Origin of the sequence: Cytobacillus sp. FSL R5-0569, assembly GCF_038007265.1 — a bacterium.
GTDB lineage: Bacteria > Bacillota > Bacilli > Bacillales > Cytobacillaceae > Cytobacillus > Cytobacillus kochii.
The window spans coordinates 1,436,428-1,449,080 of the sequence record NZ_JBBOWW010000001.1; the positions used below are offsets into that span (position 1 = coordinate 1,436,428).

Annotated in this window: 13 protein-coding genes; 7 read left to right on the plus strand and 6 right to left on the minus strand. The window is 33.7% G+C overall.

The window, feature by feature from the left end:
- Positions 1-40: 40 nt before the first annotated feature.
- Positions 41-292, minus strand: a complete 252-nt coding sequence (locus MKX78_RS07460; protein WP_095369951.1) for a YhdB family protein — start codon at positions 290-292, stop codon at positions 41-43.
- A 199-nt stretch (positions 293-491) separates the two neighbouring features.
- Here MKX78_RS07460 and MKX78_RS07465 point away from each other — a divergent pair, with 199 nt between their 5' ends.
- On the plus strand, positions 492-836 hold the full coding sequence (locus MKX78_RS07465; RefSeq protein ID WP_095369950.1) for a DUF3889 domain-containing protein: 345 nt from the start codon (positions 492-494) through the stop codon (positions 834-836).
- A 202-nt stretch (positions 837-1,038) separates the two neighbouring features.
- Positions 1,039-2,445, plus strand: coding sequence for a SpoVR family protein (locus MKX78_RS07470; RefSeq protein WP_095369949.1), 1,407 nt, complete (start codon positions 1,039-1,041; stop codon positions 2,443-2,445).
- Between the two features lie 117 nt (positions 2,446-2,562).
- Here MKX78_RS07470 and MKX78_RS07475 read toward each other — a convergent pair whose 3' ends face one another.
- The gene (locus MKX78_RS07475; RefSeq protein WP_095369948.1) at positions 2,563-3,426 is read right to left on the minus strand and encodes a YitT family protein; all 864 of its coding nucleotides are present in this window, start codon (positions 3,424-3,426) and stop codon (positions 2,563-2,565) included.
- Positions 3,427-3,628: 202 nt separating this feature from the next.
- Between MKX78_RS07475 and MKX78_RS07480 the strand changes: the two genes are divergently transcribed.
- A complete protein-coding gene (locus tag MKX78_RS07480; RefSeq protein ID WP_095369947.1) occupies positions 3,629-4,540 on the plus strand; it encodes a cation diffusion facilitator family transporter in 912 nt (303 codons plus the stop codon).
- Here the strand turns inward: MKX78_RS07480 and MKX78_RS07485 are convergent.
- Positions 4,537-4,848 carry an ArsR/SmtB family transcription factor gene (locus MKX78_RS07485; RefSeq protein ID WP_095369946.1) on the minus strand — a complete coding sequence of 104 codons (312 nt, stop codon included), beginning with the start codon at positions 4,846-4,848 and terminating at the stop codon, positions 4,537-4,539. The two genes, MKX78_RS07480 and MKX78_RS07485, sit on opposite strands and share 4 nt — an antisense overlap.
- A 217-nt stretch (positions 4,849-5,065) precedes the next feature.
- Between MKX78_RS07485 and MKX78_RS07490 the strand changes: the two genes are divergently transcribed.
- Positions 5,066-5,764 carry a response regulator transcription factor gene (locus MKX78_RS07490; protein ID WP_095369945.1) on the plus strand — a complete coding sequence of 233 codons (699 nt, stop codon included), beginning with the start codon at positions 5,066-5,068 and terminating at the stop codon, positions 5,762-5,764.
- A 58-nt stretch (positions 5,765-5,822) separates the two neighbouring features.
- Positions 5,823-7,160 (plus strand): HAMP domain-containing sensor histidine kinase, encoded by a 1,338-nt coding sequence (locus MKX78_RS07495; RefSeq protein ID WP_322909124.1) that lies wholly within the window; start codon positions 5,823-5,825, stop codon positions 7,158-7,160.
- A 47-nt stretch (positions 7,161-7,207) separates the two neighbouring features.
- Here the strand turns inward: MKX78_RS07495 and MKX78_RS07500 are convergent, their stop codons facing one another.
- Together MKX78_RS07500 and MKX78_RS07505 are read right to left on the minus strand one after the other, a co-directional pair.
- The gene (locus MKX78_RS07500; protein WP_307318311.1) at positions 7,208-8,566 is read right to left on the minus strand and encodes a hemolysin family protein; all 1,359 of its coding nucleotides are present in this window, start codon (positions 8,564-8,566) and stop codon (positions 7,208-7,210) included.
- Between the two features lie 501 nt (positions 8,567-9,067).
- Complete coding sequence (locus MKX78_RS07505) at positions 9,068-9,616, minus strand: GNAT family N-acetyltransferase (RefSeq protein WP_095369942.1); 549 nt, start codon at positions 9,614-9,616, stop codon at positions 9,068-9,070.
- Positions 9,617-9,771: 155 nt separating this feature from the next.
- Here MKX78_RS07505 and MKX78_RS07510 point away from each other — a divergent pair, with 155 nt between their 5' ends.
- The gene (locus MKX78_RS07510; protein ID WP_095369941.1) at positions 9,772-11,001 is read left to right on the plus strand and encodes a dicarboxylate/amino acid:cation symporter; all 1,230 of its coding nucleotides are present in this window, start codon (positions 9,772-9,774) and stop codon (positions 10,999-11,001) included.
- 534 nt (positions 11,002-11,535) lie between these two features.
- Positions 11,536-12,003 (plus strand): helix-turn-helix transcriptional regulator, encoded by a 468-nt coding sequence (locus MKX78_RS07515; RefSeq protein ID WP_191815030.1) that lies wholly within the window; start codon positions 11,536-11,538, stop codon positions 12,001-12,003.
- A 52-nt stretch (positions 12,004-12,055) separates the two neighbouring features.
- Here MKX78_RS07515 and MKX78_RS07520 read toward each other — a convergent pair whose 3' ends face one another.
- Positions 12,056-12,562, minus strand: coding sequence for a universal stress protein (locus MKX78_RS07520; protein WP_307318314.1), 507 nt, complete (start codon positions 12,560-12,562; stop codon positions 12,056-12,058).
- Positions 12,563-12,653: the final 91 nt, after the last annotated feature.

A 12,653-nucleotide genomic window follows, 5' to 3' on the forward strand; every position in this document is an offset into this window, starting at 1 on the left:
ACTACAAATAGATAGTGCTCTTACATTATTTGGTGGAATTCTACATAAAATAGGGTGAAGCTGTTTTCATTTCTTCTTCCGATAATTGATTGGCGTGATCAATATAACGTAGAAGTGTATATAGATGCTGTTCGATAATCGTGTAATCTTTTTCAAAATTGTACGCATGTAGAAAATGCTCGATTTTTTTCGCTAAAAATTGATCACTTGTTCTAACCATAAGAATGAGTAAATTATCCCATTCGGATCGGTGAGTATAATATAACGCACGGTCATAATCCACTTTATTCATTTTCATTCTCCTCCCTTGGGAGTTAAGATTAGTTTGAGCCATAATGAATTATTTTTTCAACCAAAAATTTGGTCAACCTGTTATTGCACGTTTATCAAGTTTTACCTGTATAAAAATAAATTTCTTACATTGATACATAATCGAGTTACAATTTGAAAAAGATAGAAGTAGTAATTTTAGATAAACGGGGGTTTATTGTATGAAAAAGCTACTTTTATTGTTACTTACTGTAGTATGTTTAAACTACATTCAGGCACCAGTATTTGCCGACGTACATACACATGGAGAACATAAAGAAAAAGTCGATTATAAAAAATACGGCAGAATTGCAACAGTGGTTGTGAAGGAAGATTACCCAGAGGAAGAAGTTGTTGATTATCAGTATGCTGGAAGACGGATGATTTCAGAAAATGAAGTCATTGATACTTTTATATTTCAAGTAAAAGAGGATGGAAAAGATTTGACTGTGCTTGTTAAAGTAACTCATCGACTAGACGATAGTAAATTTTTAAATTTAACTGTTGAAGAGCAGGAGCGAAAGTGAAAAGAATGTAGTAAACGCCTAGCGTCTCCTTTAGAAAAAAATAATTATTTCACAAAGGATGCTCATTTTAAGGGCATCCTTTGTTTGTCTAAATGAGGATTAAATGGATCACTAAAAGTCTTGTTTGAAAGACTGAAGTATACTCATCATTCTCTTTTTTCTATCATAGATTATGTTAAAGGTGAAGATAGGGAGTGAGAGAATGCTTGGTAGTGAACATAAATCGTTAGAGTATGCAATAGACGAAATCACAGAAATCGCCACAGGTTTTGGACTGGATTTTTATCCGATGAGATATGAGGTATGTCCAGCAGAAATAATTTATACTTTTGGTGCTTATGGGATGCCAACAAGGTTTTCCCACTGGAGTTTTGGAAAGCAATTTTTTAAGATGAAACTACATTATGATCTCGGTTTGTCGAAAATATATGAATTGGTGATTAACTCTGATCCCTGTTATGCTTTTTTATTAAATTCCAACTCTTTAATTCAAAACAAATTAATTGTCGCACATGTCCTTGCTCACTGTGACTTTTTTAAAAATAATGTTCGATTCCAAAATACAAAGAGAGATATGGTTGAAAGCATGTCTGCTACGGCAGAGCGTATTAGAAAATATGAAATTGACTATGGAAAAAAAGAAGTAGAGACATTTTTAGATGCCATTTTAGCTATTGAAGAGCATATAGATCCTTCTCTTATGCGCCCGAAATTTATTTGGGATCATGAAGAAGAAGAAGAGAGCTCGTCTTTCCATGTTGAAACGCCTTATGACGATTTATGGGGACTTGATCAAAAAGAAGTAAAACAGAAAAAGAAAAAAATGAAGAAGTTCCCACCTAAGCCAGAAAAAGATATACTTTTATTCATTGAACAATACAGCCGTGAATTGACTGATTGGCAGAGAGATATCTTAACAATGATGCGAGAAGAGATGCTCTACTTTTGGCCACAACTTGAGACGAAAATTATGAACGAAGGCTGGGCCTCCTTTTGGCATCAACGAATTTTAAGGGAGATGGATCTTACTTCTGGAGAAGCTTTGGAATTTGCGAAATTAAATGCTGGTGTTGTGCAACCATCAAAAACAAGTATTAACCCTTATTACCTTGGCTTGAAGATTTTTGAGGATATTGAAGAACGATATAATCACCCTACGGAAGAAATGATTAGGAGAGGAGTAGAGGTTGGCTCTGGTAGGGAAAAAATGTTTGAAGTACGAGAAATTGAATCTGATATCTCGTTTATCCGGAATTACTTGACAAAAGATTTAGTGATGAGAGAGGATATGTATTTATTTCAAAAGCAAGGAAAAGATTATAAAGTTGTCGATAAAGGATGGGAAAATGTGCGCGATCAGCTAGTTAGTATGAGAGTAAATGGGGGATTTCCTTATCTGACGGTAAATGATGGAGATTATATGAAGAATGGTGAGTTGTATTTAAAGCATTGGTTTGAAGGGATTGAGCTTGATTTGAAATACTTAGAGAAAGTTCTGCCTTATGTATATCAGTTATGGGGAAGAGCGGTTCATATGGAAACAATTGTAGAAGAGAAGGAAATGGTTTTTACTTATGATGGAAAGGCGCTTCATAGAAAATATCTATAAAGGTGACCACTGAAAATTCAATGATCATGACAAATACGAACAGTTGAGGATTCGCTTCTGTTCGTATTTTTATGGGTGGTGGTTAAACAGCAATAGATGAATGGCAGTATTTTAAAACTAATGAAGAGCAGATTTGAATTTACTACCTCGTGCTTCTTGTGTGTCCATTATGGTTGTAAAAGCAAGAGGATCAATCTCAGCAATGATAGTTTTAAGTTTAGATATTTCTAATCGAGTCACAACAACATAAATAATTTCTTTATCAGTATTAATATATCCACCTTTGCCGTTCAACTTCGTCACACTTCTTCCTAGCTTTGTAATAATACAATCAGCCATCTCCTTATAATGGTCAGAAACGATGAGCACAGCTTTCGTATCTCCTTCAAAACCTTGTACAACCATATCAATCGTTTTAGAAGCAATATAGTAAGTGATGATTGAATACATGGCTTGTTCCCACCCCAAGACGAATCCTGCCCAGACAAAAACGAAAATATTAAAGAACATGATAAATTCCCCTATAGAAAAGGGGATTTTTTTTGTTAAAAGAATTGCCATAATATCAGTTCCATCTAACGCACCACCATGTCGAATGACTAGCCCCACTCCTGCTCCTAGGATGACACCTCCGAATACTGTTGCCAGTAACGGGGTAGATGTAAAAGGAGAGGTATGATGAAATAGTGATTCGACTCCTGCTAAAGAGATAATGCCTATTAGGGAAGCAAGAAAAAAACTTTTTCCTAATAGCTTATAACCAGCAATTAAAAAAGGAATATTAAAACAAATAAATAATACACCGAAATGGATGGTTGTTAAATGGTTAACGATTAAGGAAATACCAATAATGCCACCATCTATAATCAGATTTGGTATAAGAAATAATTCAATTGATAAAGCAGCAAGTGTAGCACCAGCAATGATCATTAAGAACTTATAAATAAAATATGCTTTACGGTTGATGAGTGCTTTTATCATGAAAAATCCTACTTTCTGTTGAAGAAGCTTTGTTCGTATGGTTTTGTTATTATGTGTAAAATATTATTTTTGTAAACAATACCATATTTTGGACTATAAACAAACTTTTCATTCGATTTCATACAAAACAGTTGAACAATTTCGTTTAGTTCTTCATAATGTAATATATGAACATATATTCATATATAAGAGGTGAATTATAATGAGTCATGATCATTCCCATTCTCATCATCATCATTCGTCTAACAATCAAAATGTATTATTACTTACCTTCTGTTTAATTTTTGGATTCATGATTATTGAGTTTATTGGTGGTCTGTGGACGAATAGTTTAGCACTTTTATCAGATGCAGGCCATATGTTAAGTGATGCAGGAGCGTTAGGGTTAAGCTATATTGCCATCAAGATAGCTCAAAGGGAATCAACCAACAAAAAAACATTCGGATTTAAAAGGTTTGAAATTTTAGCGGCGGCGATAAATGGGGTAACATTAATAGTCATCGCTATTCTTATCATGATTGAAAGTGTGAAAAGGTTTATCTCACCGCCAGAAGTAGCAAGCTTAGGTATGTTAACAATTGCTACAATTGGTTTTCTTATCAATATAGTAGCAGCTGTTATCTTAATGAAAGGTGACAAAGATGAAAACCTTAATGTGAAAAGTGCGTTTCTTCATGTAATTGGAGATTTACTAGGCTCTGTAGGAGCGATTATAGCAGGTTTACTGATCTACTTTTTTGACTGGGGTATTGCTGACCCAATAGCAAGTTTAATTGTTGCTATTCTGATTATAAATAGCGGCTATAGAGTGACAAAAGAAGCCTTTCATGTATTGATGGAAGGGGTACCTGACGGGATGCAAATTGAGGAAATTAAAGCCTCCATCAAAACACTTCAAAATGTAGAGGATGTACATGATATACATCTCTGGACGATTACTTCAGGATTCCCTGCTTTTAGTTGCCATATTGTCTTAAATGATGATGGGCACCATGATACTGTCCTCAAAGAAACAAAAGAATTACTTTCTCATCAATTTGGCATCAATCATAGTACAATCCAAGTTGAAGGCAGAAGCAGTGGTTGTCCAAACCATAAGGACGTGTGTAATTAAGAATGGCGAGTATGTTCTATTGTTTGTTTTAATAAATGCATAACATGTTCATCATCGTGACTATAATATAAAGTAGTTCCTTCACGTCGGAATTTAACTAGCCTCAAGTTTTTTAGGAATCTTAATTGATGGGAGACAGTTGATTGCAACAGAGAGAGCTTATCGGCAATCTCATTTACCGAGTGTTCTTCGTGAAAAAGTAAATGTAGGATTCTAAGCCTTGTCGGATCAGATAAGGCTTTAAAAGTTTGTGTGACTAAAAAAAGAGTTTCTTCGTCTAATTCGTTATAAGATGGATTGTCGTTCATTATTTTATTCACCTTCCTATTTATCATAAGTATACCTTTGTTAAAATCGAAAATAAATATCGAAGTCATCTTTCGATTGCATTTAGTGATGACGAAATGTGACTTTCATATTTTTAACACCGTTTTGACACATAAATGAGATATAATTCTTTTATTAAAATGAAAATATACCTATACAATAAACTTAGATTACCTGTTTAAAGGATGGTGGTTATACATGAATTTATTAGTAGTTGAAGATAATGAAAGTGTTTGTACAATGCTTGAAATGTTTTTCATGAAAGAAGGATATAAAGGAACCTTTGTCCACGATGGACAATCAGGATTTGAGGCGTTTAATAAAGGAGAATGGGATTTAATTATACTCGATTGGATGCTCCCAGCTATGGACGGTGTAACATTATGTAGAAAGATCCGTGATATTAGCAGTGTGCCCATTATTATGTTAACAGCGAAAGACAGTGAATCTGATCAAGTACTTGGACTTGAGATGGGTGCGGATGATTATGTGACGAAACCATTTAGCCCGTTAACTTTAATGGCGAGGATTAAAGCCGTATCTAGAAGATTTCAATCAGATACAACAGAGAAGGATCATCACTTTACGACAAGCCATTTTTTCAAAATTAGTAAAGAAGCTAGAGAAGTCTACTTTAAAGATGAACTGCTTTCAAATTTAACACCTAAAGAGTTCGATTTATTGTATTACTTTATTACCCATCCAAAACAAGTATTTTCGAGAGAGCAATTACTCGATAAAGTATGGGGATACCAATTTTATGGAGATGAAAGGACAGTCGATGTTCATATTAAACGTTTAAGGAAAAAGATAGGCAGTGCAGATCAACCATTTATCCATACTGTGTGGGGTGTAGGTTACAAATTTGATGAGTCGACGGATACCTATGAGAAATAAATATTTTCTTAAACTGCTATCCAGTCATGTTCTTATTCTAATACTGGCGTTTCTATTAATGGGTTTGATTTTTTCACAATTTGTAAGAAGTTATATATTTGAAAACAAAGTGGAAGAATTAAATGAATATGGCCAGCAGATTTTAGAAGATGTATCCATTCATGAAGAAAGTCCACAAACTTTTTTGAATAAATATAGTAAGCTACTTGAAGCAAGAAATATTCAATATATTTTATTCGATAGTAATGCAGATATCATCTACCCCAATGTTTCTATGGACCCTAGTATACGCCTTTCCCAAAAAGAGTGGGAAAAGTTGTCAAAAGGTGAGTCTGTAACAATCCTTCATGATATTAAACGGTTTGAACAGGAAGTATCATTAGTAGCTTTACCGTCAATGGAAGGTGAAAACATAACCGGTGGAATTTTATTACTTTCGCCGATAAGTACGTCTTTAAAAATGATTGGACAGCTTAATCAATATTTATTGTATACGATTGCTATAGCTGCAACGGCAGCAATCTTTTTAAGTTTAATCTTCTCCCGTAACTTATCAACTAGAGTGAGAGCGTTTAGAAAAGCAACTTCAATGATTTCATCAGGCGATTATAATGTAAATGTGCCAGATGATTCCAAGGATGATTTAGGTTATTTAGCAAGGGATTTTAATGAGATGGTTGTGCAATTAAAAAAATCTCAAGAGGAAATTGAAAGGCTAGAAAATCGCAGACAAAAATTTCTTGCCGATGTCTCACATGAATTAAGGACACCATTAACGACTATTAGTGGATTAGCAGAAGGAATTAAAAATCAATTGATTCCTGAAGAGGAAGTTGATAAAGGGATGAATTTAATTGACCGTGAAGCTAAAAGGTTGATTAGATTAGTAAATGAAAACTTAGACTATGAGAAGATTCGTTCAAACCAATTAGAATTACATATGATTGATATTCAAGCTATTGAGGTATTTGAAGTCGTAAGTGAACAGCTTCTAATGCAAGCAGATGAAAAAAATAACCAAATTTATATTGAGGCAGCAGATGATATCTATATTCATGCTGACTATGACCGCTTGATTCAAATTCTTATTAATATTGTTAAAAATAGTATTCAATTCACAGAAAACGGATGGATATCCATGCGCGCCTTTGAGAATGAGCATGATATTTGTATTGAAATTGAAGATAATGGAATTGGTATAGATCCAAAAGAAGTTGATTGGATTTGGGAAAGATTCTACAAGGCGGACAGTTCAAGAACGAACAGTTATTTTGGTGAATTTGGGATTGGTTTGTCAATCGTAAAACAATTAGTTTCTTTACACCGTGGTAAAATAGATGTTCAAAGTGAAACAAATAATGGAACCATTTTCCGATTGTTTTTTCCTAAAAAATGAATGGCAAAATAAAAAAATCGCGCTGAATTTCAGCGCGGTTTTTTATTTCATATTTGGACTTGTGATTCTGTAGACAAAGGAATTTGGGAAGGAGCTATTTCTTCAATTACTGGTTTCTTGTATACCTCCACTAATTTGATATGGTGATCTTCCATTTCTACAATAGTAAACACAAAGTTCTCCTGTTCAATAAAGTCGCCTTCTTTGGCTTCATAATTCTCAGTTAACAACCAACCACCTATTGTGTCAACATCTTCATCATTGATGGAAATATCTAAAATATCGTTAATTTGGCTAACTAAAACTTTTCCATCTAAGATATAATGATTATCTTTCACTTTTTGAACACTTGGTACTTCGTCCACATCAAACTCATCTCTAATATCACCGACAATTTCTTCGATAATATCTTCAACGGTCACCAATCCTGAAGTTCCACCATATTCATCCATCAATATAGCCATATGGATACGTTCTTTTTGCATTTTTAACAACAAATCATGAATCGGTGTAGAATCGATTACACGAATGATAGGACGAATATAAGTGGATATCGGTTTTATTGTTGACTGAGACTTAGAAGAAATTAGGTCCGTTAAGATTTCTTTCACATTGATCATACCGATGATATGGTCTTTATCACCGTCTATAATGGGATACCGTGTGAACTTTTCATTCTTGGCGGTAGGTAAAAATTCCTCTAGGGTATCATCTTTAGAAATAGAAATAATCTCTGTACGTGGGACCATAATTTCTTTCGCAATGCGGTCATCAAAATCAAATATTTTGTTCACATATTTAAATTCCGATTGGTTGATTTCCCCGCTTTCATAACTTTCTGAAAGAATAATCCTTAATTCTTCTTCAGAGTGAGCCATTTCGTGTTCAGAAGCAGGTTTTAGCCCAATCATTTTTGTTAACAATCTGGCAGATCCGTTTAGCACCCAGATAAATGGGAACATAATGCGATAGAACCAAATTAAAGGCTTGGCTACCATTAATGTGACCGTTTCGGCTTTCTGAATAGCAATTGTTTTCGGCGCAAGCTCTCCAACGACAACATGTAAAAATGTAACGATGGTAAAGGCGAATGCAATAATCAAAATATGAGATAATGAGGCAGGTATATGAAACAACTGGAATATCGGTAAAAGTAGATTTTCAAATGTTGTTTCACCAAGCCAACCGAGAGCTAATGCCGTAATCGTAATACCTAATTGACAGGCAGACAAATACTCATCTAAATGAGTAGTTACTTTTTTTACTGAGATGGCTCTCTTGCTACCTTCTTCGATTAATTGATCCACTTTTGAGCTTCGTACTTTCACAATAGCAAATTCTGAAACGACAAAGAATGCCGTTAAGCCAATTAAAATGGCAACAATAACCAAGTTTAATATGTCCAAATAAATTCCCCTAAACCCAATAAAGGGTAGGGTGTCACCTCCTGAGAATTGAAAAATAGATGAGCTCCTATTACAAGCAATCGAAGCAATCAATGAGTTAAGTATCTATTTGATATATACTTAAATTTTCCTATTTCAAATTTAGAGGTAAAGATTTATCGTCTTTAATTTAAAAAAATATGGAATAGCTTCGATTACCATGTAAATCACTGTATTTCTTTTCCATAGTAAGTTCATCATCATAATTAGAAAAAACTTCATTTAAGACTATTTCATGCAATAACTTAATTTTCGCTAATCCACCGATGCGATAGAATATCCCATTTTACCACCTCAGTTTGAATATTTTAAAAATAATTATACGTTAAGAAAATATAATCAGTCAAAGGGTAACTTCTTATTTAAGACTATTTTATTCGAAAATTCCGTAAATATGAAGGTCGAAAGAACGAATTACTGTTCCATTTAGGCTCAATTAAGGGTATAATATTCATACATCTTTTACCAATTGTGATCTGTACTTAACAGAGAATAAAGAACAAGGTCATGAAAATGGTTATTAATGTATTCGTTGTCTCTGAGAATACCTTCTTGAGTAAAACCTAATCTTTCTGGTATTTTACGGCTTTTTTCATTTTGTACGGCACATTTGATTTCTAGGCGATGAAGATGTAAAAGAGAAAACGTATAGTTAATGAGGTGATTAGCTGATTTCGTAATAAGACCTTTTCCTTGATGTGTCTGGTCTAATAAATAACCAATGCTTGCTTGCTTATTTTGCCAGTCTATTGTATGAAGACTAATAGAACCGATTAATTTTTGATTTATAAATATACCTAAAAAAATCCCGTTCTGTGTATGATATTGTTGGAGCCATGAGGAAATCATTGCACTTGTTTTTTCAATACTATCTGTGAATTGCACCCATGGCAACCACTCAGCTAAATACGCACGATTTTTTTCGATTAATAAATAAAAATCTTCTGAATGATAAGGCTCTAATAAGTGAAGTTTAAGAGAGGAATCGATACTCATTTTCCACTTCGACAAAAATCTCACCCTTTCGACATTTAAAAGTAAAATAAAACCATTATTATGGGTATAAAGTTCTATTTTTTATCACGAATGGACAAAATGTTTTGCAGAAACACACTTTTATATATTACGATTGTAATTCGAGTATATTATTTTATGGGAGGACTTCTATGAAAATTACCACAAAAATTATTATTGCGTTACTTGTCGGTGCAGTTGTTGGAATTATCTTAAATGTAACCGCTCCAAACGTATTTGAAGTACTAGATACGTGGTTATTTTATCCACTTGGACAAATTTTTCTTAATTTAATTAAGATGTTAGTTGTACCAATAGTTTTATTCTCAATAATTCTCGGATTTACTGGACTAGGGGATCCGAAAAAATTAGGGAGAATCGGTGTTAGAACCATTTCATATTTCCTTGTAACAACTGCAATAGCTATTGTCATTGCAATTTCTTTGGCTTTAATATTTAAGCCTGGCGAAGTTGGCACATTTGACACAGCTAATGCTGAATTCAATGCAGAAGAAGCACCACCAGTAAGTGATACCTTACTTAATATGATTCCTGCTAATCCATTTGCAGCGATGACTTCTGGTGATATGTTACAAATCATTGTTTTTGCAGCATTTATTGGTTTTGCTCTAACGATGTTAAGAGAAAAAACACAAGGTGTTATAAAGCTAATTGAACAAGGCAATGAGATTATGATGTATCTTGTTGGTGTTGTAATGAAATTTGCACCATACGGAACTTTTGGTTTAATTGCTTCAGCAATCGGAAGTCAAGGTTTCTCAGCAATTAAAGCAATGGGCTTATACTTCATCCTAGTTGTTGCTGCACTAATCATACATTTAATTATTGTATATGGAGGTACAGTATACTTCTTAGGTGGTAGAAAAAATCCTTTGAAGTTCTTTAAAGGGTTTACACCGGCAATGGGAGTGGCATTTAGTACATCTAGCAGTAATGCTGTTTTACCAATCTCAATGGAAGTAGCCCAAGAGAACTTAAAAGTACCTAAGCATATTAGTAGTTTCGTTCAACCTTTAGGAGCAACGATTAATATGGATGGAACAGCGATTATGCAAGGTGTAGCGACTATTTTTATTGCTCAAGTATATGGTATTGATTTAAGTATTGGTCAATTAGTGACAGTAGTTCTAACAGCGGTCCTTGCTAGTATTGGGACAGCAGGCGTACCGGGTGTAGGTTTAATTATGCTTGCCATGGTATTACAATCAGTTGGTTTACCTGTAGAGGGAATTGCGTTAATTCTCGGAATTGACAGATTATTAGATATGGCGCGTACAGCTGTGAATATTACAGGGGATGCAGCTTGTGCAGTTTATAATACAGCTGCAGAAGAAAGACGCGAAAAAAAATTAGCTAAATAATAATTAATAATGCATAAATAATTCATGCGTCATGCATTACTTCCGAACAACATGTGAATTCTTCTTAAAGGAGATTCACATGTGTTCGGTTTTTTTATGGGTTTTAAAGGATAAGTTTATAATTGAAATAATATTATTAAGCGGTTATGAATAGGAGAAGGATGCCATCATACATATGAGGAACGTACTTTTTGACAAAAAATAATAATATTTGATCAGTGGTAGGTGGTGGTGAAAATTGCCTGCTTCTCTTTAAAAATAATCCATTTTATATAGTCCGTATTTCTTAATTATTTGCAATTAGGTTATGTTCATTTGAGTAATCTTTCTTGCAATGTTAATATGATTATCAATCGATGTGGATTGGACTTTTAAATATTTTTATAACACAAAATGACATTTGTTGAAAAATGTATGATGTATATGTTGTTTATTCATTTCGATTTTTATTTGAAAGGTTCGAAAAATTTAATTATAATCGATATGAAAAGGTGTAAAAATACACGAAAAATAAATCAAGGGAATGAAATGATTTTGACTAGAGATGAAATCATATTAAAAGTTTCGGAAAAGATGCGCTTAATTCGTACTGAAGCTGGTTATACACAGGACAAAATGGCAGAAATCGTTGGTGTTTCAAAAAAAACACTTGTACAAATTGAAAAAGGCCGGGCCAATGCTGGTTGGTCGACTGTCGTTGCTGTATGTGCATTGTTTAGAGAAACAGAGACAGTAAGGTTTTTGTTCGGAAACGAGCCTTTAGAGGTAATTGAAACAGTAGTGAGAGAGGGAATTGATTTTCGTAAAGAGAAAACTCTAGGTGGAAAGATTTGGTGGAAAGAAATACAGAATAAAAGCGGCTATGTTTTGCAACAAAATATCATTAGTCAACATTACCGAATTATTGACGAAGAGCATTTCCGTATTTATAGTAGCTTTGATGAAACTTCTGCCAAGGAGAGATTCGCTGAAGTCATTGAAGAACTTCAACATCAATATTAATTCATTTAATACATAGCTGCAAAAAACCCAACAAAGTTGGGTTTTTTGCTTATTATTTGACGACCATTACGCTACATGGCGCTTCTTTTGTTATTTTTTCACTATTGCTTCCTAAGAAAATTCTTTTTAATCCTTCTTTTGAGGAACTTCCTACGAATATAATGTCTGCTTTTAATTCTTCAGCTAATTCGCATATAGCATCTGCCGGTTTGCCTCCCAATATTTTTATTTCTAATTTTTTTCCAGCTTCATCAGCAATTTGTTTAGCATGTGTAATCGCTTGTTCGACGCTGTTAATTATTGTTGAATGTGTCGTCTTTTCTTCTGCGTGATTACTAATATGGAGCGGTTGTATTTGCATGCCTTCAACAATCATATTATTCGATCTTAACTGAGGGTTTTTTTCAGTTGCTGAATAAGAATTTTCAATCACTTCTTCATCAGCATGAGCTAGAATGATTTTTGTGTCAGTCGTAGAGAAAGAAAGTGCTTTTTCCAATGCGTGACGGCTGTTTTCAGAATCATCATACCCGACAATAATTGTTTGAAAGTTTAACAATCTTATCACCCTTTCGTCTTATGTTATACTTTACCCTTATTGATGAAGTATAATCCTATAATAATAGAAATTTTCTTGCTAGGAACATAAG

What these genes read in the sequence shown, in the direction of transcription:
- MKX78_RS07460 (WP_095369951.1), bottom strand. Translation starts at nt 292, where the DNA reads ATGAATAAAGTGGATTATGACCGTGCGTTATATTATACTCACCGATCC.
- MKX78_RS07465 (WP_095369950.1), top strand. Translation starts at nt 492, where the DNA reads ATGAAAAAGCTACTTTTATTGTTACTTACTGTAGTATGTTTAAACTAC.
- MKX78_RS07470 (WP_095369949.1), top strand. Translation starts at nt 1,039, where the DNA reads ATGCTTGGTAGTGAACATAAATCGTTAGAGTATGCAATAGACGAAATC.
- MKX78_RS07475 (WP_095369948.1), bottom strand. Translation starts at nt 3,426, where the DNA reads ATGATAAAAGCACTCATCAACCGTAAAGCATATTTTATTTATAAGTTC.
- MKX78_RS07480 (WP_095369947.1), top strand. Translation starts at nt 3,629, where the DNA reads ATGAGTCATGATCATTCCCATTCTCATCATCATCATTCGTCTAACAAT.
- MKX78_RS07485 (WP_095369946.1), bottom strand. Translation starts at nt 4,848, where the DNA reads ATGAACGACAATCCATCTTATAACGAATTAGACGAAGAAACTCTTTTT.
- MKX78_RS07490 (WP_095369945.1), top strand. Translation starts at nt 5,066, where the DNA reads ATGAATTTATTAGTAGTTGAAGATAATGAAAGTGTTTGTACAATGCTT.
- MKX78_RS07495 (WP_322909124.1), top strand. Translation starts at nt 5,823, where the DNA reads ATGGGTTTGATTTTTTCACAATTTGTAAGAAGTTATATATTTGAAAAC.
- MKX78_RS07510 (WP_095369941.1), top strand. Translation starts at nt 9,772, where the DNA reads ATGAAAATTACCACAAAAATTATTATTGCGTTACTTGTCGGTGCAGTT.